The sequence below is a fragment of the Reella acinonychis genome, from assembly GCF_052384575.1.
GTDB lineage: Bacteria > Pseudomonadota > Gammaproteobacteria > Enterobacterales > Pasteurellaceae > JBQSUQ01.
This window is the reverse complement of the sequence record NZ_JBQSUQ010000011.1, coordinates 96,351-111,125: the sequence shown is the minus strand read 5'-3', so window position 1 is coordinate 111,125 and position 14,775 is coordinate 96,351. Positions and strand designations below refer to the sequence as shown.

The following is a 14,775-nucleotide window of genomic DNA, read 5'->3' as shown; positions in this document are numbered from 1 at the left end:
TTTAAAGAACAATTGCATTTAGCAAGGCTTGAAATAATATCTTTTTCAGATTTTCTCGTCAAGAAAAAATTAAGCTTTTTTTTTCACTTAATTTTCAACATTGCTTACCTTGCGTTGCGGAGGTGCATTATAGGAATATTTTTATTCCTTGCAAGTGTTTTTTTTCACAAATTTATTAACTGCTTTTTTCTTAACCAAATTATACATCACTAAGATGATTTTATACTCACAATGCTTATTAATTCATCTTGTCACACTCTTCAGCAAAAGCTTGCACTTTATTCCAATCAGTATATTCCACCTCTTTAGATGTATCAGTTTCGCCTCCTGTAATTTTCATAATCAATCTGATCATAAAACGATCAAACCAATTATAACGAGGATAAAACAACGCGCCTGCAAACACTGCTGAGATCGTTGGTTTCCATTCAATACGTTGCAAAAATTTTCTTACATAGACATTGGTTTCAGGACTATCTTTGCCCGCTTTTCTCGCCGTTAAATTCACTCCAAAAAACCCCGTTTGCTTGCTATTTAAAAGTGCGGTGTTTTTTTGGATAAATTTATACAAAGCTTTATCAAAATGCCCATAGCGAATAGAAGCACCAATAATGATACGATCCGCTTCAATTGAAAACCTGTCAGAAATTGACCGCACTTCTGTATGACCAATTAAATGCTGCGCTAAAAAATGGGCGATCTTTTTCGTTTGCCCATCATGGCTTGAATATAAAATAACTGTCTTCATTAAGTTTTCCAGAAAGTTGGACTAAATAAAATTAACAATGAAAAGATTTCTAAACGTCCCGCTGTCATAGCAAAAGAAAAAACATATTTCGCACTATCAGGTACTTCCGCGAAGCTTTGGCTAATTAAACCGAGCCCAGGTCCAACGTTCGTCAATGTAGCAAAAACTGATAATAATGCGTCTTGTGCACTCATTCCACACAAAATAACCGCAAATACACACCCCCAGTAAGTTAAGAAAAAGGCAACAAGGAATCCCCAAATACCATCAATAACTCGTTGAGAAAGCAGAGTATCATCTAATTTTACAGGGATAACCAAATTAGGATGGACTAAATGTTTAAATTCACGTTTTACTTGCAACCAAATCACTAGCACACGAATGGTTTTTAAACCACCAGACGTTGAGCCTGCACAACCACCAATGAGCGCGGCAAAAACTAACAACATACCAAGAAATGAAGGAAGTTGGTTTAAATCAAATAAGCTATAACCCGATGTCATTGCCATTGAAACCGATTGTAGCGCACCTTGAGAAACTGCATCTAACACAGAATAATCATCATAAGTTAAATATAAACCGATGGACATCAGTGCAATAAAGGTTGCTTGCATCAGGCAAAAAAAGCGAAACTCAGCATCTTTAGTGTAGATTTTCCAAACAGATTGATATTTCCAATGAGTTAATGCGCGGATATGCAAACCAAAATTACAGCCAGCAATCAACATAAATCCTGCACCAATAAAATAAACCGCTGGATTTTTGAAGTAACCTAAGCTTTCATCATGTGTAGACATACCGCCATTGGCCACAGTAGAAAAGCTATGTGATATGGCATCAAAAGTTGACATACCAGCAAACCAGTAAGCCAATGCACAGAGAACAGTTAATCCACAATAAAGTAACCATAATAATTTGGCAACTTCACCGATTCTTGGCAATGTTTTTTGATCTTTCATTGGTCCTGAGGACTCAGCTCTGTACAAGTGGCTACTACCAATACCTAATAGAGGAATAACTGCCACCACGAGCACGATTAACCCCATACCACCAATCCATTGCAAAAATTGACGATAAAATAAAATCGATTTAGGCAGATAATCTAATCCCGAAATAACGGTTGCACCTGTTGTTGTAAGTGCTGAGAAAGATTCAAAGACTGCATCTGCAAAATTGAGGCTGAGTTCATCGAATAATGTGAAGGGAATAACCGCTAATAAACTCAGCAGCACCCAAAACATAGCTACGATTAAAAATCCTTCGCGCGACCGTAAACTTTCTTTATGAGAGCGGCAAAACCACCAAAGTAGCATACCAGCAGAAAAATTATAAAAAAACGACAACACGAAAGCTTTACCACCACCATCGCCATAAATCAAAGCGACAAAAGCAGGCACTAACATTGATAATGAAAAACACATTACCAAAATACCGACAATCCGAATAATTGCTAAAATATGCATTATCCACTCTCTTATTCTAATTCTGATAAACTCAGTTGACCTGAAAAACGTTCGGTTAATGCTGACTCAAAGGGTTCAAGTTTATCTTCACTTACACCTAATATAAATTTTACATCCGCTTGAAAATCTGTACTTAGAATCAGGATATCAAATTGTTCACACAACAATTGTAACAAATTAATTTGATGATAATCACAGCACACTTGGTAAGATTTTCGCTCAATTTTTAACGTAGTTTCTAATAATTTTAGTGCTTGTTGTACGCCACCACCATAAGCACGCACCAAACCACCAGTACCTAATAAAATGCCACCATAATAACGCACAACGACTGCGGTAATTTCACCAATCTGGCTTCCTTGTAATGCAGCCAACATCGGTTCCCCCCCCGTTCCTGCAGGCTCACCATCATCAGAAAAACCAAGCGTTTGAGAGTTACAAGGTGCTTCAGCGACAGTTGCCCAGCAATGATGACGAGCAGATGGATGTAACGCTTTTATCTCTTGCCAAAAGGCTTTTGCTTGTTCCAGACCTTCAGTACGGCTCAAATAGGTAATAAAACGACTTTTCTTAATTTCTTCTTCAAAAACCACCGCACTTTTAGGCACTAAATATTGCATAAAATCTTCTTAAATTTTGACCGCACTTGCTTCGCACGCTATCATAACGACAACCCATTAAAAATGAAAGTAAAAAGCAATATAAATAATATGAATGATATTACGATAAATTACACGTTAGATGCACAAGGTTTACGCTGCCCAGAACCCGTTATGCTTGTTCGCAAACAAATCCGCCACATGCAAACAGGTGAAATTTTGCTCATTATCGCTGATGATCCTGCAACGACTCGTGATATTCCAAGCTTTTGTCAATTTATGGATCATCAACTGCTACAAAGTGAAATCGCTGAACTGCCTTATAAATATTGGGTTAAAAAAGGCAAATAATTAATTTCCTTGAGCGATATTAATTATTATCTAATCCATATTGAACGTTACTATCATCCCACAGATTATAGTTTTTCTTGCTCAAAAAATGGACTTTTCTGCTGTAAATTTAAAATGTGATCTAGATCTCTTTTCTATTTATTTCAATTCTGTAACATATTCTTCAAATAAAGATAACCTTATCCAATAAGTTCATATCTCATTGATAAATATCAACAATCCTAAAATAGGAGTACTAAGTATGAAAGCAAGCAAAAGAACTTTTCTTAAATCGTTAATGGCTGTTTCTTTATTCGCTGTGGTAGGATTAAGCTCTCCCCCTGTATATTCTAGCTCTTCCACTCCAATGAAGTTAGGCTTCTTAGTTAAACAACCTGAAGAACCTTGGTTTCAAACTGAATGGATGTTTGCTGATAAAGCAGCAAAAGATTTGGGAAATGTTCAAATTATAAAAATGGCTGTTCCAGATGGGAAAAGACACTAAATGCTATTGATAATTTAGCAGCAAATGGAGCTAAAGGATTTGTTATTTGTACCCCTGACCCTAAACTTGGACCAGCAATTATGGCTAAAGCTCGAGCATATGATTTAAAAGTGCTTGCAGTTGATGACCAATTTCTTAATGCTGCTGGAGAACCAATGACACAGGTACCACTAATCATGATGGCAGCAACCGAAATTGGTGAACGACAAGGGGAAGAGCTTTATAAAGAAATTCAAAAACGAAAATGGGACTATAAAGATACTGCGGTACTGGCTATTACAGCTGATGAACTAGATACTGCTCGTCGCAGAACTGATGGTTCATTGTCTGCACTAGTAAGACTAGGATTTCCTGAAAAACAAATTTATAAATCACCAACTAAAAGTAATGATATTCCAGGGGCTCTAGATGCAGCAAATTCAATGTTAGTTCAACACCCTGAGGTAAAAAACTGGCTTATTGTGGGGATGAATGATAATACTGTTCTTGGTGGAATTCGAGCAACAGAAGGACAAGGATTTAAAGCTGAAAATGTGATTGGCATTGGCATTAATGGAACAGATGCCGTCAATGAATTATCAAAACCTAACCCAACAGGTTTCGTAGGTTCCTTGCTACCTAGCCCTGATGTACATGGATATAAAAGTGTTGAGATGTTGTATAAATGGATAAAAGAAGGAGTTGAGCCACCTAAATATACCCCTATTGGTAACCCTGTTCTACTTACACGCGAAAATTTCAAAGAAGAATTATTGAAAAAAGGTCTTTAATTTTCACATGAAAGGATTGGTATTTTATAAATACCAATCCTAATATCCAATAATACAAGGTTATAAGGAGAACTTACGATGGAAATTCCTTATTTAGAATTTGATAATATCAGTAAAAGTTTCCCTGGTGTAAAAGCCTTACAAAATGTTTCTTTTAAATGTCATGAAGGTAAAGTACATGCCATTATGGGAGAAAATGGTGCTGGAAAATCAACTTTATTAAAAATATTAAGTGGTAATTATTTACCAACCACGGGAAAGCTACATATTGGTGGTAAAACGATGGTTTTCCATAACATTAAGCAAGCATTACTAGCCGGAGTAGCAATTATTTATCAGGAATTGAATATTGTCCCAGAAATGACTGTTGCTGAAAACTTATGTTTAGGACAATTACCACATTCATTTGGTTTAGTAAATAAAAGCGAATTAATATCTCGTACACAAAAATATTTAGATAAACTTGACCTACATATTTCACCAAACACTCCATTGAAAGAACTTTCTATTGGTCAATGGCAAATGGTGGAAATAGCTAAAGCATTAAGTAGAGGAGCTAAAATTATTGCATTTGATGAACCTACAAGCAGTTTATCAGCACCAGAAATAGAGAAATTATTTCAAGTAATTAATGAATTAAAAGAAGAAGGGAAAGTTATTTTATATGTTTCCCATAGGATGGAGGAAATTTTCCGTATTAGTGATGCAATCACAGTATTGAAGGATGGAAAATTTGTTGAAACATTTTCAGACTTAAGCCAAATAACGAATGATACTTTAGTTAAAAGCATGGTAGGTAGAAATTTAGGTGATATTTATCATTATCGTCCTAGAAATATAGGAAAAACTCGCTTAAAAGTTACCGCACTTTCAGGAACTAAGTTAAAAGGCAACTTTAATTTAGAAGTTAAATCTGGAGAAGTCTTAGGTTTATTTGGATTAGTTGGTGCAGGTCGTTCAGAATTACTAAAAGTCATTTTTGGCGCGGATCCAATGACAGAAGGTGCAATTGAATTAGATGAACAACAGTGCAAAATTTACAACCCCCGAGATGCAATAGAAAAAGGTATTGTTCTTTGCCCAGAAGATCGTAAAAAAGAGGGCATTATACCAACTGCCACCGTTGAAGAAAACATTAATATTAGCGCGAGACGTTCTCAAAATTTCTTTCAGTTCATTATTAATAATAAATGGGAAAAAGAAAACGCAGAAAACCAATGCATTCAAATGAATGTAAAAACACCATCAATTAAACAACTGATCATTAATCTTTCAGGTGGAAATCAACAAAAAGTAATTCTAGGTCGTTGGTTATCTGAAGATATTAAAGTGTTATTACTTGATGAGCCTACAAGAGGTATTGATATTGGTGCAAAATCAGAAATCTATGATCTCATATTCAAATTAGCAGAAGAGAAATTAGCAATTATCGTTGTATCAAGCGATTTACCAGAAGTAATCGGTTTATCTGATCGTATAATGGTTATGCGAGAGCAAAAAATAACGGGTGTAGTTAAACGTTCTGAAGCTACAGAAGAAAAAATCTTAAAATTAGCAATGCTTGAAACACATTAATTCTGGAGAAAAAAGATGAATAACTCATTAACAAACAATACAAATATATTCGGTAAAATATGGAATTCCTACGGAATGTTATTAATTTTCTTTGTTATTTTTATTGCATCCTGTTTCTTTATTCCTAATTTTGCGACAATTATTAACATGAAAGGCCTTGGTTTAGCAATTTCTATGAGTGGTATGGTTGCTTGTGGTATGTTATTTTGCTTAGCAGCAGGTGAAATAGATCTTTCTGTAGCATCCATCATAGCTTGCTCAGGTGTTGTTACAGCTGTAGTTATGAATACAACACAAAGTATTACAATAGGAATTGCTGCTGGTTTAGGATTAGGTCTGCTAATTGGTTCCATTAATGGTTTTGTCATTGCTAAACTAAAAATTAACTCACTTATCACTACATTAGCAACTATGCAGATTGCTAGAGGATTAGGCTATATCATTTCTGACGGTAAAGCTGTTGGTATCACACAGGAAGATTTTTTTGATCTAGGATATAAAAGTTTCTTAGAACTTCCTCTACCAATCTGGTTCACTATTGTATGCATTGCTATTTTCGGATTTTTGTTAAGTAGAACAACTTATGGACGTAATACCCTTGCTATTGGAGGTAATGAAGAAGCATCCCGATTAGCTGGTATAAATGTAGCTAGAACAAAATTTATTATTTTCATTCTGTCAGGCTTAGTTTCTGCATTGGCAGGTATAATCCTTGCTGCAAGGATGACAAGTGGACAGCCAATGACTTCAATTGGATTTGAATTAGTAGCAATTTCTGCTTGTGTTTTAGGTGGAGTATCTCTAAACGGAGGAATAGCTAAAATTTCCTTTATTATTGCAGGGGTACTTATTTTAGGAACAATTGAAAATGCTATGAACTTACTTAACATTTCCCCATTCGCACAGTACGTTGTACGTGGACTAATTCTGTTAATTGCTGTAATCTTTGATAAATATAAACAAAAATTTATCAAAGCTTAATTATGGAAGAAAAAAATATTCAGACCAACCCTTTATTACCAGGATATAATTTTAGTGCATACTTAGTCGCTGGATGTACTTACATTGAAAAAGGGAATGAACTAGATTTTGTTATAGACCGCCCTAATGGAATGAAAGGCTACATTATCAATTTAACGACAAAAGGTACTGGAACCATATTTCATGGTAACAGTGCCTTTAATTGCTCTGTCGGTGATATTTTATTGTTTCCACCTGGAATTCCTCATTACTATCATAGAGCAACAATCTCAGATACATGGGAACACCAGTGGATATATTTTCACCCCAGAACAATATGGAAGAGTTGGCTAGATTGGAGTAAAACTATACATAATGTCAAAAAGCTAACTACTCCAAATACAGATATTTACAAAGAGCTCATCCTATTATTCAAAAATATAGCAACTGAATATAAGAATGGCTTATTATTCTCACAAGAGATGTCAATGAGTTTATTGGAACAATTACTCATTAAATGTTTTCGTTTAGATCCAAGCAATAAACAACTAATGCTCGATTGCAGGATTTTATCTATTTGTCAATTTATTACTAATAATATTGATAAAAATCATAGTATATCTGAAATAGCTGAACAAGTACATATATCAGCCTCTCGGTTATCCCATCTTTTTGTACAACAAGTAGGAACAAGTATTGTTAAATGGCGAGAAGAACAGCGGATGATTAAAGCACAATATTTATTACATACCTCTAATGCCCCTATTTATACTATTTCTAGGCAATTGGGATATGATGATCCTCTTTACTTTTCTCGTTTATTCAAAAGATATACTGGACTAAATCCTTCTGAATATAGAAGTTCTCGTTAATTCATAATATTTGAAATATGTGATCTATTTATCACTTCACATTTAATAGCTATATTATCCATATTATTAGCATCTTTTATTCTTATTTTCTATAAAATTTAGATATATCCTATTACCTGTTACTCAATATTAAATAGTAAGGAGTTATATATGGAAAATATAGCAACCTATATTAATTCTGGGCAGGCTGTATTAGGAATTGAATTTGGTTCTACTCGTATCAAAGCTGTCTTAATAAATCAAGAAGGCAATATTCTTGAAAGTAGTGAAGTAAATTGGGAAAGTAAGCTAGATAACGGAATATGGACTTACTCTCAAAATGATATTTTAAATGGATTACAAACTGTTTATACAAATTTATCTCAAAAAATAAAAAATCAATACCAAATTACATTAAAAAAACTATCAGCTATTGGTATTAGCGCTATGATGCATGGCTATTTACCTTTTAATCAAAATGGAGAATTGCTAGTTCCATTTAGAACTTGGCAAAACAATATTACATCAGAATCCTCTAAACAATTAACTACATTATTTAACTATAATATTCCTCAAAGATGGAGTATTTCACACTTATATCAAGCAGTTCTCAATAAAGAGGAACATCTATCTCAAATCCATTTCTTCACAACTCTAGCTGGCTATGTTCATTGGAAATTAACTGACAAAAAAGTTTTGGGCATTGGCGATGCTTCAGGAATGTTCCCTGTTAATACAGAATATGCTGATTATGATAAATCTATGCTATTACAATTTAACGATTTAATATCAAAACATTCATACTCTTGGGGTCTAGAAGAAATTCTCCCTAAGATTCTAGTTGCAGGAGAAAATGCTGGATTTTTAACAGAAGAAGGTGCGAAATTACTTGATCCAACAGGAAATCTTCAACCTAATATCCCTTTTTGCCCGCCGGAAGGAGATGCCGGGACAGGTATGATTGCGACAAATAGCATCTTAGAAGGCACAGGAAATATATCGGCTGGAACATCTGCATTTGCTATGATTGTCTTAGAAAAAGGACTTTCTAGAGTCTATGAGAAACTAGATTTAGTAACAACCCCTGAAGGTAAACTTGTTGCTATGGCTCATGCTAATAATTGTACATCAAATATTAATTCTTGGATAAATATATTTCATGAAACTCTTAATGCCTTTGAGCTAAATATACCTAAAAACACCTTATATGAAACTCTATTTAACTTAGCACTAAAAGCTGATCCAAATGGTGGAGGTTTACTATCTTATGGGTTTTATACTGGTGAACATCTGTTAAATCTAACTAAAGGTTGTCCTATATTTATCCATCCATCAAATGCACAATTTAACTTGCCAAATTTTATCCTTACACATTTATATTCTGCTTTCGCAGTAATGAAATTAGGTGTAGATATTCTACTAAAACAAGAACAAGTTAAAATTAATAGAATTGTAGGACATGGTGGAATTTTCAAGACCCCAGGCGTTGCTCAAAAAATATTATCTTCTGCTTTAAATATTCCTATTGCAACAATGGAAACAGCAGGGGAAGGTGGAGCTTGGGGTATTGCATTATTAGCTAATTATCTTGGGAATAAAATGTCGTTAAACGAATATTTACAAAATATTATTTTTTCTAATACATATACTAACATTATTAAACCAGAACCATCTCTTGTAGAAGGTTATGAACAATTTATTCAACATTACCAATCTGGTATTGATATCGCTCAAACTGCTGCAACTCAAATACATTAGGAGAACACAATGGAATTTTTAAAAAAACTTGAAGTTTGGTTCGTTGTAGGTAGCCAACACTTATATGGTGATGAATCGCTAAATCATGTTAAAAATAATGCTCTGGAAATAGTTAACTATTTAAATCAGCAAAACCCTTTTATTTCTATTAAATTAAAAGATCTAGCAACTACTTCTGAAGATATTTTATCTATTTGTCAGAAAGCCAATAATCAAGATAGTTGTGTTGGAATTATTGCTTGGATGCATACATTTTCTCCAGCGAAAATGTGGATTGCAGGCTTAACACAACTGAATAAACCATTAGTACAATTTCATACACAGTTCAATAAAAATATTCCTTGGGATAGCATTGATATGGATTACATGAATCTTCATCAAACTGCTCATGGAGATAGAGAATTTGGATTTTTACTTTCCCGTTTACGTAAACCAAGAACTATTATTGCAGGACATTGGAAAACCGAAGATGTTAAACTAAAACTTGAACAATGGATGCGTGTATGCGCGGCAATCTATGATCAAAAACAATTAAAAATTGCGCGTTTTGGTGACAATATGCGTCAAGTTGCGGTAACTGAAGGAGATAAAGTTGAAGCACAAATCAAATTTGGTTATAGCGTCAATGGCTACGGAGTTTACCAATTAGTGGAAGAAATTAACAAGGTTAACGAAAATGATGTCAAAAAACTAGTTAGAGAATACGAACAAGAATACACTATCCTACCCTCACTTACTGAAGAAGGAGAAAAACGCGAGTCGCTATTAGATAGTGCTAGGATAGAGCTTGGCTTAAAATCATTTTTAGATAAAGGTGGATTCCATGCATTTACGGATACGTTTGAAAATCTAAATGGACTAAACCAATTACCTGGGTTACCAGTACAAAGGCTAATGGCCCAAGGTTATGGATTTGGAGCAGAAGGTGACTGGAAAACAGCTGCATTAGTGCGAGCACTAAAAGTAATGAGTTATGGATTAACAAAAGGAACATCTTTCATGGAAGATTACACTTATAATCTTGATGAAAACAATGAACTAGTCCTTGGTGCACACATGCTTGAAATTTGCCCTTCGATTGCCGCGCATAAACCGACATTAGATATAAAACCTTTAGGTATCGGAGGCAAATCAGATCCCACAAGATTAATTTTTACAGCCAAAACAGGAAAGGCAATTAATGCTACCATTGTCGATATGGGGAACCGATTCAGAATGATAGTCGCTGATTTAGAAAGTGTTGATAAACCCAAAGCAATGCCTAATTTACCAGTAGGTCATGCTTTCTGGAAACTAAAACCCAATTTTGATATAGGGACACAGTCATGGGTCATTGCGGGAGGAGCTCATCACAGTGTATTCAGCCTTGATATTAATGCTGAAATGTTGAGAATTTTTGCGGAATATTTTGATATAGAATTTATCCATATCAATGAAGAAACAACGTTACCTATATTAAAAAATGAATTACGTTGGAATGATGTAGCTTACAGTTAATCTCAAACGCCCTAAATTCAATTTTTAGGGCGTAACTAAAAAAATCATGTCCCCAATAGAACGCTTTTTTCACGCTGTTTTATTTGAAATACTCGCTATTTTTATTTCAATTATCGCAATCAAACTTTTTTCTCATCACCCTACAACAGAAACCACAATCGTGGTGGTGCTCATTTCAGTCATCGCGGTGATTTGGAATATGATATTTAATTGGATCTTTGATCTCTTTTTTACCGGTGCACGAGAAAAACGTTCCTTCAAATTACGCCTTTTCCATACTTTCGCATTTGAAGGTGGATTATTACTTTTCACCTTACCGGTGGTCGCTTATGTATTACAAATCAATTACTTAGCAGCATTCATTATGGACATAGGCTTAACCCTACTTATTTTAGTTTATACCTTTATTTTCAATTGGTTATATGACAATATTCGTGCAAATCTAATAAAAAAGAGAGCCTAAACTCTCTTATGTTAATTTAATATTTTCTGCAATACGTTTTGCGAATGATTCCAGCATTGCATAGCGTTTACGATACATTGAACGTTTTTTGCTTTCAATTTGCTCTAAGTTTTTCATTTCAACGTTCAAGGGCAATAACCAATATTCTTCTAACGTACCGCCACTTTCAGAAAAAATCGCATCATAATCCACCATATAACGTTTACTACGAACAATTCGCTATTTATTTTGATATTTTTGAGGTATGCCTAATAATTGAGAAAAACCTAAATGTTGCGTCAATAATTTCATCACTTCGACCATTAAGTAAGCCGGACGAAGACCATGGCATTTTTTGGTCAGCGTTTTAACAATTTGCTTCGCATCTTCATAATTAGGACCTTGAATTACAGCAATTAATAAAGCATCAGCCAATTTACCAAAAGTTAAAATATAAATTAAACGCTGTGTTTCTTTTTCATACAATTCTAGCGCCCAAAAACCTTCCATTGGTTGATGTTCATTAATCGTCAAAATAATGTCAAAACCTTCAATAATTTCGCCTAAATTAATCGTTTCTTTCCATATATTCTGAGAAAGTGCGGTTAATTTTTGGGGTAAAAACAGTAAATTATCCTTCATTAATTCCAAACGTTGCTGTGCAGAAAAACGTTTATCAAGAAAACGATGTACTAATGGATAAGAAAAATCAGTACGCTGATTTAACACTTCCACCAACTCATTATGTTGATTTACAAATGCTTCAAATTTTTTCACCAGTCCAACATGTAGCATTAAGCGTAGACGATAACGCAAGCGCTTTAAACGATAAGATTTGCCATTGCGATCCGGATAAACTTGGTTTGCATCAGGCCATTGGTATGATATTTTTGTCATAGTCTCTCCAAATTTTGTTGCACTATTCTACATTATTTCATTTATTTTTGTATTTTTTATCGTCCTCCGCACATTTATCGGGTATCCTTATGCGAAATAACAAAGGAAATTTTATGTCAGAAATAAAACTTAACTACCATAAAACCCATTTTCTCACTAGTGCAGCAAATATAAACCAACTTCCTGAAGATACAGGAATTGAGATTGCATTTGCTGGGCGCTCAAATGCGGGAAAATCCACCGCACTTAACACATTAACGAATCAAAAAAACTTGGCGCGCACTTCAAAAACACCAGGTCGAACACAATTGATTAATTTATTTGAGATAGAACCCCAATTCAAATTAGTGGACTTGCCTGGCTATGGTTATGCTGCTGTACCAGAACAAATGAAGTTACAATGGCAGAAATCACTTGGTGAATACTTACAAAAACGTCAATGTTTACAAGGCGTTGTGATATTAATGGATATTCGTCATCCATTAAAAGATTTAGATCAACAGATGATTGAATGGGCCGTTGCTTCAAATCTCCCTATTTTATTGCTATTAACCAAAGCGGATAAACTCAGCCAGAGTGCAAGAAGTAAAACGGTAAAAATGGTACGCGAAGCGATTTTACCTTTCCAAGGTGATATCCAAGTCGAACCGTTTTCTGCATTGAATAAAGTCGGGGTAGATCGTTTAGCCGCTAAATTAGATAGTTGGTTTAGCTCACAAACTGCCTAATTTTGTGATTTTCATTCCAAATTTATACCGCACTTTTCGTGAACACATTGGCTTTGCATTTATAGTTCCTCTTATCTATGATAAGAGGAATTTTTATGTCATTAGCTGTTGTTTATAGCCGAGCTTCCATTGGTGTACAAGCGCCTTTGGTTACAATTGAAGTCCATATTAGCAATGGGAAACCCGGATTTACCTTGGTGGGATTACCTGAGAAAACGGTAAAAGAAGCTCAGGATAGAGTACGTAGTGCACTTATTAACGCTCAATTTAAATACCCACCAAAGCGAATTACTGTTAATTTAGCACCTGCCGATCTGCCAAAAGAAGGGGGACGTTTTGATTTGCCAATTGCTTTGGGCATATTAGCTGCATCAGGACAAATTGAGGCAGAACAATTACGCCGTTTTGAATTTTTGGGCGAGCTGGCATTGACGGGAAATTTACGAGCAGTTCCTGGTGTCATCCCCGCGATTTTAGCTGCACAACAGGCTAAACGACATATGATAATTGCTGCGCAAAATGCGCATGAAGCCGCATTGATTTCTGATTTTGATAGCTTTTATGCAACAACTTTATTAGAAACGGTACAATTTCTGAATAATCAACTTACCCTCCCCGTAGCCAGTGAAATTCCGCCACAAAGTGCGGTGAAAAATCAGCAAGTTTCGCGAGATTTAACGGATATCATTGGGCAACATCATGCAAAGCGCGCGTTAACCATTGCTGCAGCAGGACAACACAATTTGTTACTTTTGGGTCCACCCGGTACAGGCAAAACTATGCTTGCAAGTCGGCTTACTGATTTATTGCCAGAAATGACAGACCAAGAAGCCATTGAAACCGCTTCAATAACAAGTTTGATCCAAAATGAACTGAATTTTTCAAATTGGAAACGCCGACCTTTCAGATCTCCACACCACAGTGCTTCTTTGCCAGCATTAGTGGGTGGTGGTACGATCCCAAAACCAGGTGAAATTTCATTAGCCCATAACGGCGTACTTTTCTTAGATGAGCTACCTGAATTTGACCGAAAAGTCTTGGATGCGTTGCGCCAACCTTTAGAAAGTGGCGAAATCATTATTTCCAGAGCCAATGCAAAAATCTGTTTTCCTGCCAAATTCCAATTAATCGCCGCCATGAACCCAAGCCCAACAGGACATTATCAGGGCACGCATAATCGCACATCACCACAACAAATTATGCGTTATCTTAATCGGTTATCTGGTCCTTTTTTAGATCGTTTTGATTTATCCATTGAGGTACCTTTATTACCTAAAGGTACTTTGCAATCCAATTCTGATCGTGGAGAGAGCAGTGAAAAAGTGCGGTCAAAAATATTAAAGATTCGAGAAATACAATTTCATCGCCAAGGTAAAGTCAATGCACATTTAACTGCAAAAGAAATTGAAAAATTCTGTGTGATAAAAAATAAAGACGCCGAATTTTTAGAAAATGCCTTAACCAAACTGGGTTTATCCGTACGAGCTTATCATCGTATTTTAAAAGTTGCTCGTACTATTGCTGACTTAGCAGAAACAGAACAAATTAATCAAACCCATTTAGCAGAAGCCTTAAGCTATCGCACCATGGATCGCTTATTACTGAAATTACAGGGATAAAAAAGCCGCTTTTGAGCGGCTATAAATGAACTA

14 protein-coding genes and 1 pseudogene are annotated in these 14,775 nt (G+C 35.1%); 11 read left to right on the top strand and 4 right to left on the bottom strand.

Features of this window, described 5'->3' with window-relative positions; genetic code table 11:
• Window positions 1–238: 238 nt before the first annotated feature.
• Genes hemG through ACT2CV_RS05840 form a run of 3 tightly spaced genes read right to left on the bottom strand, consistent with a single transcriptional unit; the run spans window position 239 to window position 2,831 of the window.
• The gene (gene hemG / locus ACT2CV_RS05850; RefSeq protein ID WP_464973118.1) at window positions 239–748 is read right to left on the bottom strand and encodes a menaquinone-dependent protoporphyrinogen IX dehydrogenase; all 510 of its coding nucleotides are present in this window, start codon (window positions 746–748) and stop codon (window positions 239–241) included.
• Window positions 748–2,211 (bottom strand): TrkH family potassium uptake protein, encoded by a 1,464-nt coding sequence (locus ACT2CV_RS05845; RefSeq protein WP_464973119.1) that lies wholly within the window; start codon window positions 2,209–2,211, stop codon window positions 748–750. The genes hemG and ACT2CV_RS05845 overlap by 1 nt, the downstream gene beginning before the upstream one ends.
• 11 nt (window positions 2,212–2,222) lie before the next feature.
• On the bottom strand, window positions 2,223–2,831 hold the full coding sequence (locus tag ACT2CV_RS05840) for a YigZ family protein (RefSeq protein WP_464973120.1): 609 nt from the start codon (window positions 2,829–2,831) through the stop codon (window positions 2,223–2,225).
• 90 nt (window positions 2,832–2,921) lie between these two features.
• Here ACT2CV_RS05840 and tusA point away from each other — a divergent pair, with 90 nt between their 5' ends.
• From tusA to ACT2CV_RS05795, 9 genes are all read left to right on the top strand, one after another.
• Entirely contained in the window at window positions 2,922–3,161 is a 240-nt protein-coding gene (gene tusA / locus ACT2CV_RS05835) for a sulfurtransferase TusA (RefSeq protein WP_464973959.1), read from the top strand.
• Between the two features lie 241 nt (window positions 3,162–3,402).
• Complete coding sequence (locus ACT2CV_RS05830; protein ID WP_464973121.1) at window positions 3,403–3,645, top strand: hypothetical protein; 243 nt, start codon at window positions 3,403–3,405, stop codon at window positions 3,643–3,645.
• Between the two features lie 5 nt (window positions 3,646–3,650).
• Window positions 3,651–4,415 carry a substrate-binding domain-containing protein gene (locus ACT2CV_RS05825; protein ID WP_464973960.1) on the top strand — a complete coding sequence of 255 codons (765 nt, stop codon included), beginning with the start codon at window positions 3,651–3,653 and terminating at the stop codon, window positions 4,413–4,415.
• A 78-nt stretch (window positions 4,416–4,493) separates the two neighbouring features.
• Window positions 4,494–5,990, top strand: coding sequence for an L-arabinose ABC transporter ATP-binding protein AraG (gene araG, locus ACT2CV_RS05820; RefSeq protein WP_464973122.1), 1,497 nt, complete (start codon window positions 4,494–4,496; stop codon window positions 5,988–5,990).
• A 15-nt stretch (window positions 5,991–6,005) separates the two neighbouring features.
• Window positions 6,006–6,971 carry an L-arabinose ABC transporter permease AraH gene (gene araH, locus ACT2CV_RS05815; RefSeq protein ID WP_464973123.1) on the top strand — a complete coding sequence of 322 codons (966 nt, stop codon included), beginning with the start codon at window positions 6,006–6,008 and terminating at the stop codon, window positions 6,969–6,971.
• Between the two features lie 2 nt (window positions 6,972–6,973).
• The gene (gene araC / locus ACT2CV_RS05810) at window positions 6,974–7,822 is read left to right on the top strand and encodes an arabinose operon transcriptional regulator AraC (protein ID WP_464973124.1); all 849 of its coding nucleotides are present in this window, start codon (window positions 6,974–6,976) and stop codon (window positions 7,820–7,822) included.
• A gap of 150 nt (window positions 7,823–7,972) precedes the next feature.
• Window positions 7,973–9,559, top strand: a complete 1,587-nt coding sequence (locus ACT2CV_RS05805; RefSeq protein ID WP_464973125.1) for a xylulokinase — start codon at window positions 7,973–7,975, stop codon at window positions 9,557–9,559.
• 9 nt (window positions 9,560–9,568) lie between these two features.
• The gene (araA, locus tag ACT2CV_RS05800; RefSeq protein ID WP_464973126.1) at window positions 9,569–11,056 is read left to right on the top strand and encodes an L-arabinose isomerase; all 1,488 of its coding nucleotides are present in this window, start codon (window positions 9,569–9,571) and stop codon (window positions 11,054–11,056) included.
• 46 nt (window positions 11,057–11,102) lie between these two features.
• The gene (locus tag ACT2CV_RS05795) at window positions 11,103–11,519 is read left to right on the top strand and encodes a PACE efflux transporter (protein ID WP_464973127.1); all 417 of its coding nucleotides are present in this window, start codon (window positions 11,103–11,105) and stop codon (window positions 11,517–11,519) included.
• 6 nt (window positions 11,520–11,525) lie between these two features.
• Here the strand turns inward: ACT2CV_RS05795 and ACT2CV_RS05790 are convergent.
• Window positions 11,526–12,395: pseudogene (locus tag ACT2CV_RS05790) on the bottom strand (VirK/YbjX family protein).
• Between the two features lie 113 nt (window positions 12,396–12,508).
• Between ACT2CV_RS05790 and yihA the strand changes: the two are divergent.
• Window positions 12,509–13,123 (top strand): ribosome biogenesis GTP-binding protein YihA/YsxC, encoded by a 615-nt coding sequence (gene yihA / locus ACT2CV_RS05785; RefSeq protein WP_464973128.1) that lies wholly within the window; start codon window positions 12,509–12,511, stop codon window positions 13,121–13,123.
• Between the two features lie 95 nt (window positions 13,124–13,218).
• Window positions 13,219–14,742, top strand: coding sequence for a YifB family Mg chelatase-like AAA ATPase (locus tag ACT2CV_RS05780; protein ID WP_464973129.1), 1,524 nt, complete (start codon window positions 13,219–13,221; stop codon window positions 14,740–14,742).
• Window positions 14,743–14,775 lie beyond the last annotated feature (33 nt).